The sequence below is a fragment of the Allobosea sp. Root483D1 genome (assembly GCF_001429505.1).
GTDB lineage: Bacteria > Pseudomonadota > Alphaproteobacteria > Rhizobiales > Beijerinckiaceae > Allobosea.
This window is the reverse complement of sequence record NZ_LMJW01000020.1, coordinates 298,220-312,733: the sequence shown is the minus strand read 5'-3', so window position 1 is coordinate 312,733 and position 14,514 is coordinate 298,220. Positions and strand designations below refer to the sequence as shown.

The window sequence follows — 14,514 nt, the reverse complement described above, 5'->3', positions numbered from 1 at the left end:
AGCCGGTCGCGGCTCAGGCGCTGCGGGCGGCTGGCGCAGCGCCCGTCAGCTTCTCCAGCACCGCCTCGCAGGCGGCGGTCCAGCTCGCCTCGACATTGCGGGCTTCGAGCACTTGCAGGCCGCATTCGGTGATGCCACCCGGCGTCGCCAGGCTCTGAAGCAACGTCTCGACCGGCTCCGGCCGCTCGGCGATCATCCGGCCGGCGGCGACGAAGGTCTCGGCCGCCAATTGCCGCGCCGTCTCAGGCGCCAGGCCATGGGCGAGCGACCAGTCGCGGCCGAGCCCGATCAGCACCTGGGCCCAGCCATAGATCGCGGCGCTGACCGTCGCGGTCTCGAACCCGGTTTCGTCGGCAAGCGGGATGACCGCACCGAGCCGCGCCAGCAACGGCCGCAAGGCTGGCAGGTCGGGATAGACCGTCGTCGGGCTCGCGCCGATCGAGGCCGCGGTCAGCGGCATGATCCGCGCTACCCCCGCCGGCCTGACTGCCGCGCGCAGTTCCGTCAGAGACACGCCGGCACAGGCCGAGACCAGGATCTGGCCCGTTCGCCAGCCCAGTCCTGTCACCGCGGCAACAGCGTCCGCCGGCCGCGTCGCCAGCAGCACGATCTCTGCCGCCGCGACGAGTGCGCCATTGTCGGTGGCGAGCGCGATGCCGTGGCGCTCAGCCAGCTCCGGGCCATGCCCGCGTCGCGACAGGATCATCTCGCCGGCCGGCAGCCCGCTGCGCAGGAGCCCGGTGATCATCTCTTCCGCGAGATGGCCGACGCCGAGGAAGCCGATTCGTGTCATGATGCATCCATGAGTGCGCACACTGCTTGCAGCAATGGCGATCGGTGGTTGATTTTTGCGTGCGAGGCGATTTCAAGCATGAAGCGTCGAGAGGCCGGACGCGACCGCAGACCGGCCGGACAGTGAGGCTGAATGCCGAAGACCGCCAAGGCCACGACTGCAGAAAAAGCCGTCGGGAACGCCGACAGGACCGCGCCGCGCCGCGCCGCCGACAGCGCCGAGCGCGCCTACAAGGCCATTCGGCAGCAGCTCGTCGAGTTCAAGATGCGCCCGGCCGAGCGAATCAACGAGGTCCATCTCGCCCAGATGCTCGACCTCTCGCGCACCCCGGTGCGCGAGGCGCTGAACCGGCTCGCCTCCGAAGGCTTCCTGGTATTCACGCCCAATCGCGGCTTCTGCTTCCGCGGACTCGACATCGACGACCTGCTCGACCTGTTCGAAATGCGCTCGATCATCGAGACCGGCGCCTTCGCGCTGGCCTGCGAGCGCGCCGACCAGGCCGGCATCGCCCGGCTCCAGGCCTTCTGGGCGGAGGCGCATCCGCGCTATGAGAAGCGTGATCCGGACGAGATTCTCGAACTGGACGAGGCCTTCCACGTCCACCTCGCCGAGCTCGCCAACAACCCCGAGATCGTGCACCAGCTGACAGGCATGAACGCGCGCATCCGCTTCGTGCGCCGCGCCCAGATCGAGAACGCGCCGCAACACTGGAGCCTGGTCGACGACCATGCGCGCATCCTCGAGGCCCTGGTCGAGCGCGACCGGGAGCGCGGCGTCGACATCCTGCGCCGCCATATCTCGCTGACCTTCGCCGAAGCCCGCGCCGCCCTCAAGGAAGCGCTCCTCAAGAGCTATCTGCCGGACGAGGCCGCGCCGCCGCGCCGCCGGTCGCGAGCCACGCGGAAATAGCAGGAAGCCCGCTTCCGCACCGCAGAGCCGGCTGTCACGCGTCGAACCCGCGCTTGCCGGCTCGATCATCGCTGTCGGGGTCATATGACCCCGCTTGAGCCTTGAATTCGAAACGTTTTTCCTCTGCACGCCCCCCTCCCGGACCGCCGAGTCGCGTGCCACGACAGGCGCTTTCATCAGCAAGAATCTGCGATTTGGGCAGGGGCTGCGCACATGATGTCCAAAAGTGCCTGTACAACTGCATGCACTTATGACACGGTTCGCTCCATCGGGGAAATCCCGCTGTGCATGGAACCTCTGACGGATGCGCGACCACGTCCTTGGGCTCGACCACATCGTCATCGCCGTGAGCGAGCTTTCGGCATCGGCCGAGCGCTGGCGGGCCCTCGGCTTCGCGGTCTCGCCGCGCGGCCTGCACAGCGATTATCTCGGCACCGGCAACCACACGATCATGTTGGAGGACGACTATGTCGAACTCCTCGGCGTGCTCACCGCCACCGAGTTCAACGCGCCGACGCGCAGCTTCCTCGCTGATGGCGCCGGGCTCGAACGCCTGGCCATGCGCACCGACGACGCCGCTGCCGGCCTTGCCGCGCTGAAGCGCGACGGCTTTTCCGGCAGCACCGGCCCGTTCGAATTCCGCCGCCCCGTCGAGCTGGATGGCGGGCGCATGGGCGAAGCGGGCTTTCGCATCTTCCAATGGCCGCTGGAGCCGGCGCCGGCGGATGTACGCCTGTTCGCCTGTCAGCATCTCACCCGCGACACCGTCTGGCTGCCGAGCCTGACCGCGCATCGCAACGACGCCCGGGCGTTGAAGCGGATCGAGATCGTCGCCGCCGACCCGCGCGCCGAGGCCGAGCTCTGTGGCAAGCTGCTCGACCTGCCGGTCGGCACGAATGCCGGCGCCCATATCGTCGGCATGCGCCCGCGCGGCGCCGATCTGGTCTTCGTCGACAAGACGAGCTTCGCAGCCCGCTGGGGGCGCCACGCCGACGATGAGCTGCCACGCTGCGGCATCGTCCTGTCGATCGCGGACATCAAGGCGGCCGCGCCCTTTGCCGAATGGACCGGCCCGAACGCCCTGCTCTGCGCAGGCGTCGATGGCGCGCTGATCGGCTGGGAGGCGTCCGCCAAGCGGGAATGACCGCTCGCCACCGAAATTCACAAGCAATCATGACAATGGAGGGGACCATGACCACAGCACATCCGACACGGCGCCGCCTGCTCACCAGCGCCGGCGCGCTCGCGCTGGCCGCCGCACTGCCGGCCACGACCTTCGCCCAGGAGCCGCGTCGCGGCGGCACCATCACCGTGCATATGCCGCAGGAGCAGCGCATCCTGAACCCGGCCCTGCGGGCCTCGACCGGCGTCTACGTCATCGCCTCCAAGATCATGGAGCCCCTGGTCGACCTCAACGAGAAGGGCGAGCTCGAGCCGATGCTGGCGACGAGCTGGGAAGGCTCGGCCGACGGCAAGACCATCACCATCAAGCTGCGCGAGGGCGTGAAGTGGCATGACGGCAAGCCCTTCACCTCGGCCGACGTCCAGTACACGGCGATGGAGCTGTGGAAGAAGCACCTGAACTACGGCACCGCGCTGCATTCGGCGCTGGAGGCGGTCGATACGCCCGACGCCCACACCGCGATCTTCCGCTACGGCCGCCCGATGCCGATGGACCTGTTCATGGGCGCGGCGCCGGACCTCGGCTACATCGCGCCCAAGCACGTCTACGAGGGCACCAACATCCTCGACAACCCGGCCAACGTCGCCCCGATCGGCACCGGCCCGTTCAAGTTCGCCCAGTATGAGCGCGGGCAGTACGTCATCGCCGAGCGCAACCCGGACTACTGGCGCAAGGGCTTCCCCTATCTCGACAAAATCGTCTGGCGCTTCATCACCGACAAGGCCGCCGCGACCGCGGCGATCGAGGCCGGCCAGGTCCATATGAGCAACTATTCCTCGCTGCCGCTGGCCGACATCGACCGGCTCGGCAAGGATGCCCGCTTCGAGGTCTCCTCGCGCGGCAATGAGCGCCAGCCCTTCCAGAACACCATCGAGTTCAACCTGCGCCGCAAGGAGCTCTCGGATGTGCGCGTGCGCCGCGCCATCATCCACGCGGTCGACACCGACTTCTTCATCGAGAACTTCCTGTACGGCAACGGTAAGCGCGCCCATGGGCCGATCCCGTCGGTCTCGACCAACTTCTACAAGGCCGGCGCGCCGGACTATGCCTTCGACGTCAAGAAGGCGAATGCGCTGCTCGACGAGGCCGGCTTCAAGCGCGGCGCCGGGGGCGTGCGCTTCTCGGTGAAGATGCTGAGCCCGCCCTTCGGCGAGGACATCCCGCTCTGGTCGACCTTCATCCAGCAGTCGCTGCAGCAGGTCGGCATCAAGGTCGAGCTCCAGCGTCCTGACGCCGCGACCTATCTGACCGCGGTCTATCGCGACTGGGACTACGACCTCTCGACCGGCTGGCACATCTACCGCGCCGACCCGGCGATCAGCACCATGGTCTGGTACCGCTCGGGCAGCCCGAAGGGCACGGCCTTCACCAACCAGTGGGGCTGGGTCGACCCCAAGGCCGACAAGATGATGGACGACGCCGCCTTCGAGATCGATCCGGCCAAGCGCAAGGCCGCCTATCCGGAGCTCGTCAACCTGCTCAACACCGAGGTGCCGCTGTGGATGGCGACGGAGCGCCAATTCATCTCGGTCACCAGCAAGAAGCTGAAGAACCACCACAATAATCCGCGCTGGCCGTCGAGCCACTGGGCGGATCTGTGGTTCGAGCCCTGATCCGGCCGAGCCGGAGCGGCCGCCCCTCGACGGGCGGCCGCTTCCCGGCTGACCACCGCCTTTGACAAGGACCGCTCGACGCTCTCGGATGCCCGCCATCCGCGCGCCCGGCGCTTGAAGACCACGGCTCATGCACATTCTGAAACTGGCCGGACGACGCCTGCTGAGCAGCATCCCGACGCTGCTCATCTTGCTCGCCGGATTGTTCGTCCTCCTGCAGTTCGCCCCCGGCGACACCGTCGATGCGCTGATGGCGCAGATGGGCGGCGGCGACCCGGCGCAGGCGGCGGAACTGCGGCGCTTCTACGGGCTCGAAGGCAGCGCGGCCGTGCGCCTGCTCGACTATCTCTGGCGGCTGGTCCGGCTCGATCTCGGCTTCTCCGCCATCTACAACAAGCCGGTCGCGACCGTGATCCTCGAGCGGCTTCCGGCGACGCTGATGCTGATGCTCTCGGCGCTGAGCTTCGCCTTTTTCGCCGGCATGCTGCTCGGCATCGTCTCGGCGCAGCGGGTCAACGGCTGGTCCGACACGCTGATCTCACTGCTTGGCCTCATCTTCTACGCGACGCCGTCCTTCTGGCTCGGCCTGATGAGCATCGTCGTCTTTTCGATCTGGCTGGCCTGGCTGCCGCCGGGCGGTCTTTACGAGATCGGCTCGGGCGCGACCGGGATCTGGCTGGTGCTCGATATCGCCCGCCACCTGATCCAGCCGACGATCACGCTCTCGCTGATCTTCCTCGCCATCTACCTGCGCATCATGCGCGCCTCGATGCTGGAGGTCTCGACGCTCGACTTCGTCCGCACCGCCCGCGCCAAGGGGCTGACCCGCGGCGAGATCGTCCGCAAGCACGTGCTGCGCAACGCGCTGCTGCCGATGGTGACGCTGATCGGCCTGCAGGCCGGCACCATGCTCGGCGGCTCGGTGGTGATCGAGAGCGTGTTCTCGCTGCCCGGCATCGGCCGCCTCGCCTACGAATCCGTGATCCAGCGCGACCTCAACACCCTGCTCGGCATCGTCTTCGTCTCCGCCATCATGGTCATCTGCGTGAACTTCATCGTCGACCTGATCTATGCCCGGCTCGACCCCCGCATCAGCGCGGGAGCCTGAGCATGAAGGCGCTCAAGCATTTCCTGACCAGCCCCGCCGCCGTGCTCGGCCTCGTCCTGCTCGTCGTCATCGTCGGCCTCGCCGTCTTCGCCGACCTGCTCTACCCGCGCGATCCGCTCGGCCTCGCCGGCCGGCCGCTGCAATGGCCCAATCCCGGCGGCCGCTTCCTGCTCGGCACCGACGCATCGGGGCGCGACATCGCCGCCCAGATCGCCCATGGCGCCCGCACCACGCTCCTGATGGGCATCGTCTCGACCCTGATCGCAATCGCGATCGGCATCGTCATCGGCGCGGTCGCAGGCTTCTATGGCGGGCTGACCGACGATGTGCTGATGCGCCTCACCGAGGCCTTCCAGACCCTGCCGAACTTCATCCTGCTGCTGGTGCTGGTCGTCGTCGTCGGCTCGAACATGACGGCGGTGACGATCGCGATCGGCGTCGTCTCCTGGCCGGCGGTGGCAAGGTTGACGCGCGCCGAGTTCCTGACCCTGCGCAACCGCGAATTCGTCCAGGCCTGCCGCACCCTCGGCCTGACCAATCGCTGGATCATCTTCCGCGAGGTCCTGCCCAACGCGCTCGCCCCGATCATCGTCTATGGCAGCGTCGTGATGGCGACCGCGATCCTTCTGGAAAGCGCGCTCGCCTTCCTCGATCTCTCCGATCCGAACATCGCGTCCTGGGGCAACCTGATCGGCCAGGGCCGCAAGGTGCTGCGCAGCGAATGGTATGTCTCGGCCATCCCCGGCGTCGCCATCCTCCTGACCATCCTCTCGGTCTCGCTGGTCGGCCAGGGGCTGAACGACGCGCTCAATCCAAGGCTGCGCAACCGATGAGCGCTCCCACGATGACCCCGCTCGTCCGCATCGAGGACCTCTCGGTCGCCCTGCCCAAGGGCGCCGACCGGCCCTTCGCCGTCGAGAACCTGTCGCTGACGCTGAACGCCGGCGAGATCGTCTGCGTCGTCGGCGAGAGCGGCTCCGGCAAGTCGATGACCGCCTCGGCGCTGATGGGGCTGCTGCCGCCCTCGCTGCCGATCCGCAGCGGCAGGATCATGCTCGGCGAGCGCGACATCGTCCGCCTCTCCGAGGACGAGTTGCGTGCGATCCGCGGTCCCGAGATCGGCATGATCTTCCAGGAGCCGATGACCGCGCTGAACCCGCTGCGCACCGCCGGCGACCAGATCGCCGAGATGTTCCGCGCCCATACCGACCTGCCCAGGAAGGAGATCGAGGCGCGGGCGCTGAAATTGCTTGACGAGGTCGGCATCCCCGAGCCGGCCTCCGCCTATCGCGCCTATCCACACGAACTTTCCGGCGGCCAGCGCCAGCGCGTGATGATCGCGATGGCGCTTGCGCTCGAGCCGAAGATCCTGATCGCCGACGAGCCGACCACCGCGCTCGACGTCACCATCCAGGCGCAGATCCTCGAGCTGATCCGCGACATCCAGCGCCGCACCGGCATGGCGGTGCTGTTCATCACCCATGATTTCGGCGTCGTCGCCGAGATCGCCGACCGGGTCATGGTGATGCAGCACGGCAAGGTCGTGGAGGCCGGCAGTGCCGAAGCCGTGCTGCAGAACCCGCAGCACCCCTACACCAAGGCGCTGATCGCGGCGGTGCCGAGCCTGACCCCGCCGCCGCCGCGCACATTGCCCGACCACACCATCGCGACGGTGCGCGACCTCTCGAAGACCTATCGCACAGGCGGCGGCTGGTTCGGCCGCAAGCAGCGTGTCACCTATGCGGTGAAGTCGGCGAGCATCTCCCTGCCGAGCCAGGCGACGCTCGGCATCGTCGGCGAGAGCGGCTCGGGCAAATCGACCCTGGCGCGCTGCATCGTGCGCCTGCTCGATCCCGACAGCGGCGCGATCGAGCTTGGCGGTGTCGATTTTGGCAAGCTCGCCGGCGAGACGCTGCGGCGCCAGCGCCATCTCGTCCAGATGGTGTTCCAGGACCCGTACGCCTCGCTCAACCCGCGACGCAGCGTCGGCGATCTCGTCACGCAAGGGCTGATCGCGCGCGGCACCAGGCGCGCCGACGCGATGGCCCGCGCCAAGGAGCTTTTCGCCCTGGTCGGGCTCGACCCCGCCGCCACCGATCGCCTGCCGCATGAATTCTCCGGCGGCCAGCGCCAGCGCATCGGCCTTGCCCGGGCGCTCGCGCTCGAACCCAAGGTGCTGGTCGCGGACGAGGCCGTCTCGGCACTCGACGTCTCCGTCCAGGCGCAGGTGCTCAAGCTCCTGGTCGAACTGCGCGACAAGCTCTCGCTCTCGATGATCTTCATCACCCATGACCTGCGCGTCGCCGCGCAGATCTGCGACCGGATCGCGATCATGCAGCGCGGCGAGGTCGTCGAGCATGGCGTGACCGCAGACATCTTCGCCGCGCCCCAGCATCCCTACACCCAGAAGCTGCTTTCCGCCGTGCCGGGAAGGGCGAACTGACGGAGCCTCACCCGATGAGCGACATCCACGAGCCCGGCGAGACCTTCGTCGTCCAGCCCGGCGCCGCGACGAGCTTCTGGCAGCCCGTGCCGGCCAACGGCCATATCGAGGTCGCGCTCGACCCGTCCAAGGTGAAGATGGACAATCCGCTCGCCTTCGGCACCCAGACCGTGCCGCCCGGCGGCCATGTCCGCGAGCACAGCCATGACCGCCATGAGGAAGTGATCTACTTCCTCAGCGGCAAGGGTCGCGCGGTGCTCGACGGCAAGGACGTCCCGGCCGTGCCCGGCACCGCGATCTTCATCGGCAAGAGCCGCCGCCACATGTTCATCAATGACGGCACCGAGGACCTGCACTGGGTCTGGCTGATCGTGCCGAACGGGCTTGAGGACTTCTTCCGCCTGATCGGCCGCCCGCGCAGCGCCGGCGAGCCGGCGCCCGAGAACTTCCCGCGACCCGAGAACGTGCTCGAGATCGAGCGCCAGACCGTCTTCGCGAGCCAGCCCAAAGACCAGCGGCAACCCTGATGGAGCCGGCGATGGCGAGCGAGCGGCGCATCGGCCTGATCGGCTTCGGCACGATCGCCCGGGACATCCAGGCCCGGCTCGGCGACGACGGCTTTGCCTTCGCCTGTCTGCTGCGGCCGGACTCGCCGAGCCGCGCCGGCATGCCCGATGGCGTCACGCTGCTCGCCTCCGTCGACGAACTCCTGGCCTGGCGCCCTGCCCTCGTCGTCGAGGCGGCTGGGCATGCAGCGGTGTTGCAGCTCCTGCCCGCGATCCTCGCCGCCGGCATCCCGGCTCTGCCGGCCTCGACCGGCGCGCTCGCCGACGATGATCTCCTCTCCCGCCTCACCGAAGCCGCCGAGCAGGGTCGAACGCGGCTGATCGTGCCCTCCGGCGCAGTCGGCGGCCTCGACTATCTCGCCGCGCTGCGCGAAACGGCGGATGCCAGCATCCGCTACACCTCGCGCAAGCCGCCGGCGGCCTGGGGCCCCGAGCTCGCAGCCGCTGGCCTGACCGAGAAGGCCGCGCAGGCCGAGATCCTGCTCTATGAGGGCACGGCGCGCGAGGCGGCGCAGCTCTACCCGAAGAACCTCAATGTCGGGCTGACCATCGCGCTGGCGGTGGGGCATGATCGTCTCTCGGTCCGCATCGTCTCCGATCCGGAAGCCGCCGGAAACAAGCACGAGATCGAGGCGATGAGCGCGCTCGGCACGGCACGACTGAGCTTCGTCAACCTGCCCTCGCCGGCCAACCCGAAGACTTCGGCCCTGACGGCGGCGAGCCTCACGGCCACGATCCGCCGGCAATTCGATCGCATCGCGGTCTAGGAGGGGACGCCGATGACCGCGCTTGTGCTGCCCAAGCTCGCCGACCTCGTCCCGCCGACCCTGCGGCCGGGCGCCGAACTGCTCGCCGATGGCGCCGCCATGGCCCGCGACTGGCAGGTCGGCCGCAACCTCTTCCTCGATACGGCGGGAGTCGCCTGCGAAGCCGATTACAAGCGGCGCATGGCGGGCGAAGGGCGCATCATGCAGCACGCCCATATCGGCTTCCGCAGCGTCGAGCGCACGCTGGAGGCAATCCGGACCGTGCATGAGAGTTGCGCCAGGCTCGGCGTCAGCGTCGACCGTTTCGGCATCACGCTCGACTGGTCGATGGGTTATCCGCTGGCTGAGCGCGACAAGCGCCCGCGCGGCACCGGCATCGTGCTCTCGGGGCCGGAGGACTTCGCCCGCATCACAGGCGTCGTCCCGGCCGCGGCACATTTCGGCGACTTCATGCTAGGCCTGCCCGGCGCGGTCGAGAACACCCGTGCGGCGCTGGCAGCGGGTGTCACCACCGTCGGCAATCTCGGCCAGTACTTCACCTTCCGCCTGCCCGACTGGGACGACGACGTCGCCACCACGCAGGCGACGGTGACGGCGCTCGGGCTGATCGCGGCCCAGCCGGTCGAGGTGCTCGTCCATTCCAATCTCGACGACGGCTTCGCTGGCCTGTTCTCCGACATGAGCTCGGCACTCGGCATGGTGCTGATCGAGAAATACATCGTCGAGGAACTGATCGGCGCCCGCGCCTCGCATTGCTACGGGCACCATTTCACCGCCCCGCTGGTGCGGCTCGCCTTCCATCATGCGCTGATGCAGGTGACCGATACACCCGGCAGCATGATCTTCGGCAATACCGTCAGCTACAAATCGACCCCGGCCGGCAATTTCGCCAGCCTCGCCAGCTATCTGCAGGCCGACATCTGGTCGCTGCGCCGGCGCCATAGCGGCCACGCGATCAACCCGGTGCCGGTCACCGAGAACGAGCGCATTCCCGACACCGACGAGATCATCGACGCGCAGACCTTCGCCGGAAAGCTGGTCGAGCACGCCTCCGGCAGCCTCGGCCTGATCGACCTCGGCCCCGTCGATGCGATGGCGGAGGCTCTGGTCTCGGGCGCACACCGATTCCGCTGCAGGGTTCTCGCCGGCCTCGCCGATCTCGGCGTCGACATCGCCGACGCCGCGGCGATCATGCTGGCGCTGCGCCGCATCGGCCCGCGGCGGCTCGAAGCGCTCTATGGCTCCGGCGTGCCCGATCGTACCGCCTGGGGGGGTCGCCGCGCGCTGGTCGAGGCCGAATGGGTCGAGGAGCTCCGGCACGAGACCGAGGCCTGGCTCGACAAGGTCGCAGCGCCGGTCCGCGCCGGCATCGGCCAGGCTCGCCTGAAGGTTTGCGTCGCCAGCAGCGACGTGCACGAGCACGGCAAGAGCCTGATCGAGCATCTGCTGACCCGACTCGACGCCGAGGCGGTCGACGGCGGCACCTCGGCCGATCCGGACGACCTCGTCGCCATCGCCCTGGCGAATGGCTGCGATGTGATCGCGATCAGCACCTATAACGGCATCGCCCTGCGCTTCGCGACCGAGGTGCTGGCCGCGCTCGAACGCGCCGGCGCCAGCCTGCCGGTCTGCATCGGCGGTCGTCTCAACCAGATCCCCGAGGATTCGAATTCCGGCCTCCCGGTCGACGTCACCGACGATCTGGCCAAGCTCGGAGTGATCCCCTGCCCGACGCCGGAAGGCCTGGTCACCGAGCTGGAGACGCTCGCCCGGGCGCGCTCGGCGCAGGCGGGAGCCGCCTGAGACATGGCTTCGCCGCGCTGATGACATGATCGGCGCGGAGGCTTCGGGCACGCCGCAACCGGCTTCCCGAAAGGACTTCAGAATGACGACCACCCGCAGCCTGTTCGCGGGCGCCGCCCTGCTCGCCACGCTCGGCCTCGCGGGCTTTGCCCTGGCGCAGGGCCATCAGGGCCATGGCAGCCACGGCGCGGCCCCTGCCGCCTCCGATACGGCCGCAACGCAGGCCTACAAGGCCGCCAACGACAAGATGCACAAGGAGATGGGCATCGCCTTCAGCGGCGACGCCGATGTCGATTTCGCCCGCGGCATGATCCCGCATCATCAGGGCGCGGTCGACATGGCCAAGGTCGTGCTCGCCCATGGCAAGGATCCCGAGCTGCGCAAGCTCGCCGAGGGCGTGATCACCGAGCAGGAGAAGGAGATCGCCTTCCTGCGCGACTGGCTGAAGAAGCAAGGCAAGTAATCTTGGCCACACCGCTCCGGATTCGTCGCGATCCGGGGCGGGCTTCGCGCCTGCCGCTTGCCCTGCAGGGCCGGCTTTGGCAGAGAGACGGCACGACTTGCGTCCAAGCACACCCTGCATGCACAAGCCGTGGATCATAGATGGGCTCTGATCTCGCCTCCGGCTGCTCGCGGGTTCGATGAAAAAGTACCTCGACTATCTCTGGCCGTTGATCGGCCTCGTCGCCGTCGTCTGGTCGGTCGACCTGCTCTGGGACAAGCTCAAGACCGAGGCCCTGACCAATGAGGCCATCGCGGCCCAGCTTGAACAGGCCGGCCTCTGGGATTCGGTCAGGATCGTCGCCACCGGCATCGGCCAGAAGATCGCGGTCATTCCGCCCGCCGCCTTCTTCCATGCCGGGCTCGCGACGCTCGTCGCCTATGCCGCCCTCGCCTGGTACGACCGGATCGCGCTGTTGCACCTGCACCGCGAGAAAGGCATTTCCTGGGCCTATATCTCGCTCTGCTCCTTCGTCACCTACGCCCTCTCGCATAATATCGGCGCCTCGGTCTTCTCCGGCGGCATGGTACGCTACCGCGCCTATCACGCGAAGGGCCTGAGCGCGGCCGAGATCGCCGTGCTGGTCGCGCTCTGTTCCTTCACCTTCGCCTTCGGCACCCTCCTGCTGATGGGGCTTGTGCTCGTCGGCGAGCCGCAGATCCTGCGGCCGCTGCACCGGCTTTCCGACTGGTTCGGCATCGGCGACAAGCAGGCGCGCCTGATCGGCTTCGGTCTGCTCGCCTTCTGCCTGCTCTACACGATCGGCTCCTGGCTGCGCTTCAAGCCGCTCAAGATCGGCTCGTTCGAGCTGGTCTATCCGCGCCTGCCGATCGTCGCCCGGCAATATCTCGCCGCCCCGCTGGAGCTGATGGGCGCTGCCGGCATCATCTATTTTGCACTGCCGGACCAGGGCAATCCCGGCTTCTTCATCGTGCTCGGGGCCTTCCTGATCTCCTTCTCAGCCGGTTTGCTCAGCCAGGTGCCGGGCGGTGTCGGGGTGATGGAGGCGGTGTTCCTGGCGGTGATGCCCGGCGTGCCGGCCCCGGCCGTCTTTGCAGCATTGCTGGTCTGGCGGATGTTCTACCTGATCATTCCGCTCGTCGTGTCGCTGCCGATCGTGCTCGCCTTCGAGCGCGCGCAACTGCGCAAGGCCTTGGCGCATGAGACGCAGGTTAAGGCGCAGGAGCAGGCGGCCGCCAAGGCCGCGGCCCTGCACATCGACCAGCCGGAGTAGCGGGCTCTAGCGCTTCAGCGCAATCGCCGCCGCCCCGAACATCAGCAGGCTGCCGATCGCCTCGGCCGGGCCGAACGGCTCGCCCAGCGCGAAGACGCCGGCCCCGACCGCGACCGCCGGACTGATGAAGGCGTAGAGCCCGGCCCGGAAGGCGCCCCAGTCGCGGACCAGCCTGAGATAGATGGTGAAACCGATCAGCGAGCCGCCGATGACCAGCACGGCCAGGGCCGGCAGGACCGGCCACGACACCAATGCGCCAAAATGGGCCGGGGTGATGGTCTCCAGCAGCGCCGACATCAGGCAGAGCCCGAAGCCGCCGATCAGCGTCTGCCAGCCCGCCAGCGTCAATGTCGGGATGCGGCCCATCACCGGGCGCGACCAGACTGCGCCGAAGCAATAGAGCAGCGTGCCGGTGGCGACCGCCGACAGCCCCCAGAGCTCGAGCGGCCCGCCCTTGGCCGCGGCGAGCCCGCCCAGCGCCCGCGTCGAGAACAGGAAGCCGAGGCCGACCGCCCCGAGGCCGATCGCCGCAAGCTTGCGCCCGCCGATCGCGTGCCCTTCGATCAGGCGGCTGGCGATGATGGTGAAGATCGGGATGGTCGCGAAGTTGACGATCGCTGCGAGGCCGGTCGGCGCCTGGGCCGTACCCCAGAACAGCAGGGTGTAATTGCCCGTATTCAGCAGGAGCGCGGTCATGATCACGCGCGGCCAGGCCTCAGCCGGCACCCGCAAGCCATCCTTGCCGGCCCAGGCCAGCATCAGCGCCCCGGCGATGACGAAGCGCGACGCCGCGAGGAAGACCGGTGGCACATGCTGCGAGCCGACCTTGATCGGCAGCCAGGTCAGGCCCCAGACGAGGCACATCAGCGCGAAGAGGGCGGCATTGCGGGACATGGGCTGCGCTTAGCGATGCTGCGAAGAAAGGACCAATGCCGACCCGGCATGCCGCCATGGCGTCGATGTGAGGGCGCCTGCCCCGCCTATCTGGCCAACGTCCTTGCCGCGCTCTATTATAAGAGAATCAAGGGTATGATGATGGACGATCTCGCGTCAAGATTGGCGGAACGCCTGCGCAGCGAGCGCGAAATGCGCGGCTGGAGCCTGAACGACCTCGCCGAGCGCTCCGGCGTCTCGCGCGCCATGATCAGCCGGATCGAGCGCGGCGAGGCGAGCCCGACGGCCGTGCTGCTCGGCCGGCTCTCGGGTGCTTTCGGCCTGACCCTGTCGAACCTGCTGGCGCGCATCGAGAATGCCGGCGAACGCGTCCGCCGCGCCACGGATCAACCGCTCTGGCGCGACCCCGACACCGGCTTCGTCCGCCGCGCCATCTCACCGGCCGGCAATGGCGATCTCGAACTCGTCGCCGGCGAATTGCCGCCCGGCGCGGCGATCGCCTATCCCGCGAGCTCCTACGCCTTCATCCGCCAGCAAATCTGGATGCAGTCGGGCGTTCTCGACTTCGACGAGGGCGGCATCGTCACGCGGCTTGAGGTCGGCGACTGCATGGAGCTCGGCCCACCCAGCGATTGCCGCTTCAGCAATCCCGGCCCCGAGCCGGCGCGCTACCTGGTGGTGGTGAGCAGGCGCTGACGC

14 protein-coding genes are annotated in these 14,514 nt (G+C 68.3%); 12 read left to right on the top strand and 2 right to left on the bottom strand.

The genetic code is table 11. The annotated features are described in order from the left end of the window. Positions 1 to 13 precede the first annotated feature (13 nt). Complete coding sequence (locus tag ASE66_RS20060) at positions 14 to 793, bottom strand: pyrroline-5-carboxylate reductase family protein (protein ID WP_057191473.1); 780 nt, start codon at positions 791 to 793, stop codon at positions 14 to 16. 132 nt (positions 794 to 925) lie between these two features. Between ASE66_RS20060 and ASE66_RS20055 the strand changes: the two genes are divergently transcribed. The 11 genes from ASE66_RS20055 (at position 926) to ASE66_RS20005 (ending at position 12,921) form a co-directional block, all read left to right on the top strand. Then, the gene (locus ASE66_RS20055; RefSeq protein ID WP_057191472.1) at positions 926 to 1,702 is read left to right on the top strand and encodes a GntR family transcriptional regulator; all 777 of its coding nucleotides are present in this window, start codon (positions 926 to 928) and stop codon (positions 1,700 to 1,702) included. 304 nt (positions 1,703 to 2,006) lie between these two features. Beyond that, positions 2,007 to 2,846 carry a VOC family protein gene (locus ASE66_RS20050; protein WP_057191471.1) on the top strand — a complete coding sequence of 280 codons (840 nt, stop codon included), beginning with the start codon at positions 2,007 to 2,009 and terminating at the stop codon, positions 2,844 to 2,846. Positions 2,847 to 2,893: 47 nt separating this feature from the next. Continuing rightward, on the top strand, positions 2,894 to 4,498 hold the full coding sequence (locus ASE66_RS20045; protein WP_057191470.1) for an ABC transporter substrate-binding protein: 1,605 nt from the start codon (positions 2,894 to 2,896) through the stop codon (positions 4,496 to 4,498). Positions 4,499 to 4,628: 130 nt separating this feature from the next. Next, a complete protein-coding gene (locus ASE66_RS20040; protein WP_057191469.1) occupies positions 4,629 to 5,606 on the top strand; it encodes an ABC transporter permease in 978 nt (325 codons plus the stop codon). A gap of 2 nt (positions 5,607 to 5,608) precedes the next feature. Next, positions 5,609 to 6,439, top strand: a complete 831-nt coding sequence (locus ASE66_RS20035; protein ID WP_057191468.1) for an ABC transporter permease — start codon at positions 5,609 to 5,611, stop codon at positions 6,437 to 6,439. Continuing rightward, positions 6,436 to 8,049, top strand: a complete 1,614-nt coding sequence (locus ASE66_RS20030; RefSeq protein WP_057191467.1) for an ABC transporter ATP-binding protein — start codon at positions 6,436 to 6,438, stop codon at positions 8,047 to 8,049. Before ASE66_RS20035 ends, ASE66_RS20030 begins: the two co-directional genes overlap by 4 nt. Before the next feature lie 14 nt (positions 8,050 to 8,063). Further along, the gene (locus ASE66_RS20025) at positions 8,064 to 8,576 is read left to right on the top strand and encodes a cupin domain-containing protein (protein ID WP_057191466.1); all 513 of its coding nucleotides are present in this window, start codon (positions 8,064 to 8,066) and stop codon (positions 8,574 to 8,576) included. Between the two features lie 11 nt (positions 8,577 to 8,587). Next, positions 8,588 to 9,382 (top strand): aspartate dehydrogenase, encoded by a 795-nt coding sequence (locus ASE66_RS20020; protein WP_057191922.1) that lies wholly within the window; start codon positions 8,588 to 8,590, stop codon positions 9,380 to 9,382. A 12-nt stretch (positions 9,383 to 9,394) separates the two neighbouring features. Beyond that, entirely contained in the window at positions 9,395 to 11,185 is a 1,791-nt protein-coding gene (locus ASE66_RS20015; protein ID WP_057191465.1) for a cobalamin-dependent protein, read from the top strand. A gap of 82 nt (positions 11,186 to 11,267) precedes the next feature. Continuing rightward, positions 11,268 to 11,648 carry a DUF305 domain-containing protein gene (locus ASE66_RS20010; RefSeq protein WP_057191921.1) on the top strand — a complete coding sequence of 127 codons (381 nt, stop codon included), beginning with the start codon at positions 11,268 to 11,270 and terminating at the stop codon, positions 11,646 to 11,648. A gap of 178 nt (positions 11,649 to 11,826) precedes the next feature. After that, positions 11,827 to 12,921, top strand: coding sequence for a lysylphosphatidylglycerol synthase transmembrane domain-containing protein (locus ASE66_RS20005; protein ID WP_057191464.1), 1,095 nt, complete (start codon positions 11,827 to 11,829; stop codon positions 12,919 to 12,921). Positions 12,922 to 12,927: 6 nt separating this feature from the next. On the opposite strand, the gene ASE66_RS20000 is transcribed toward ASE66_RS20005, so the two are convergent. Beyond that, positions 12,928 to 13,815, bottom strand: a complete 888-nt coding sequence (locus tag ASE66_RS20000) for a DMT family transporter (RefSeq protein WP_156412252.1) — start codon at positions 13,813 to 13,815, stop codon at positions 12,928 to 12,930. A 141-nt stretch (positions 13,816 to 13,956) separates the two neighbouring features. On the opposite strand from ASE66_RS20000, the gene ASE66_RS19995 reads away from it, so the two are divergent. Beyond that, positions 13,957 to 14,511: a helix-turn-helix domain-containing protein gene (locus ASE66_RS19995; RefSeq protein WP_057191919.1), complete on the top strand. Its 555-nt coding sequence runs from the start codon at positions 13,957 to 13,959 to the stop codon at positions 14,509 to 14,511. Positions 14,512 to 14,514: the final 3 nt, after the last annotated feature.

Coding starts and splice junctions, on each gene's coding strand:
- ASE66_RS20060 (WP_057191473.1), bottom strand. CDS start 793: ATGACACGAATCGGCTTCCTCGGCGTCGGCCATCTCGCGGAAGAGATG.
- ASE66_RS20055 (WP_057191472.1), top strand. CDS start 926: ATGCCGAAGACCGCCAAGGCCACGACTGCAGAAAAAGCCGTCGGGAAC.
- ASE66_RS20050 (WP_057191471.1), top strand. CDS start 2,007: ATGCGCGACCACGTCCTTGGGCTCGACCACATCGTCATCGCCGTGAGC.
- ASE66_RS20045 (WP_057191470.1), top strand. CDS start 2,894: ATGACCACAGCACATCCGACACGGCGCCGCCTGCTCACCAGCGCCGGC.
- ASE66_RS20040 (WP_057191469.1), top strand. CDS start 4,629: ATGCACATTCTGAAACTGGCCGGACGACGCCTGCTGAGCAGCATCCCG.
- ASE66_RS20035 (WP_057191468.1), top strand. CDS start 5,609: ATGAAGGCGCTCAAGCATTTCCTGACCAGCCCCGCCGCCGTGCTCGGC.
- ASE66_RS20030 (WP_057191467.1), top strand. CDS start 6,436: ATGAGCGCTCCCACGATGACCCCGCTCGTCCGCATCGAGGACCTCTCG.
- ASE66_RS20025 (WP_057191466.1), top strand. CDS start 8,064: ATGAGCGACATCCACGAGCCCGGCGAGACCTTCGTCGTCCAGCCCGGC.
- ASE66_RS20020 (WP_057191922.1), top strand. CDS start 8,588: ATGGCGAGCGAGCGGCGCATCGGCCTGATCGGCTTCGGCACGATCGCC.
- ASE66_RS20015 (WP_057191465.1), top strand. CDS start 9,395: ATGACCGCGCTTGTGCTGCCCAAGCTCGCCGACCTCGTCCCGCCGACC.
- ASE66_RS20010 (WP_057191921.1), top strand. CDS start 11,268: ATGACGACCACCCGCAGCCTGTTCGCGGGCGCCGCCCTGCTCGCCACG.
- ASE66_RS20005 (WP_057191464.1), top strand. CDS start 11,827: ATGAAAAAGTACCTCGACTATCTCTGGCCGTTGATCGGCCTCGTCGCC.
- ASE66_RS20000 (WP_156412252.1), bottom strand. CDS start 13,815: ATGTCCCGCAATGCCGCCCTCTTCGCGCTGATGTGCCTCGTCTGGGGC.
- ASE66_RS19995 (WP_057191919.1), top strand. CDS start 13,957: ATGGACGATCTCGCGTCAAGATTGGCGGAACGCCTGCGCAGCGAGCGC.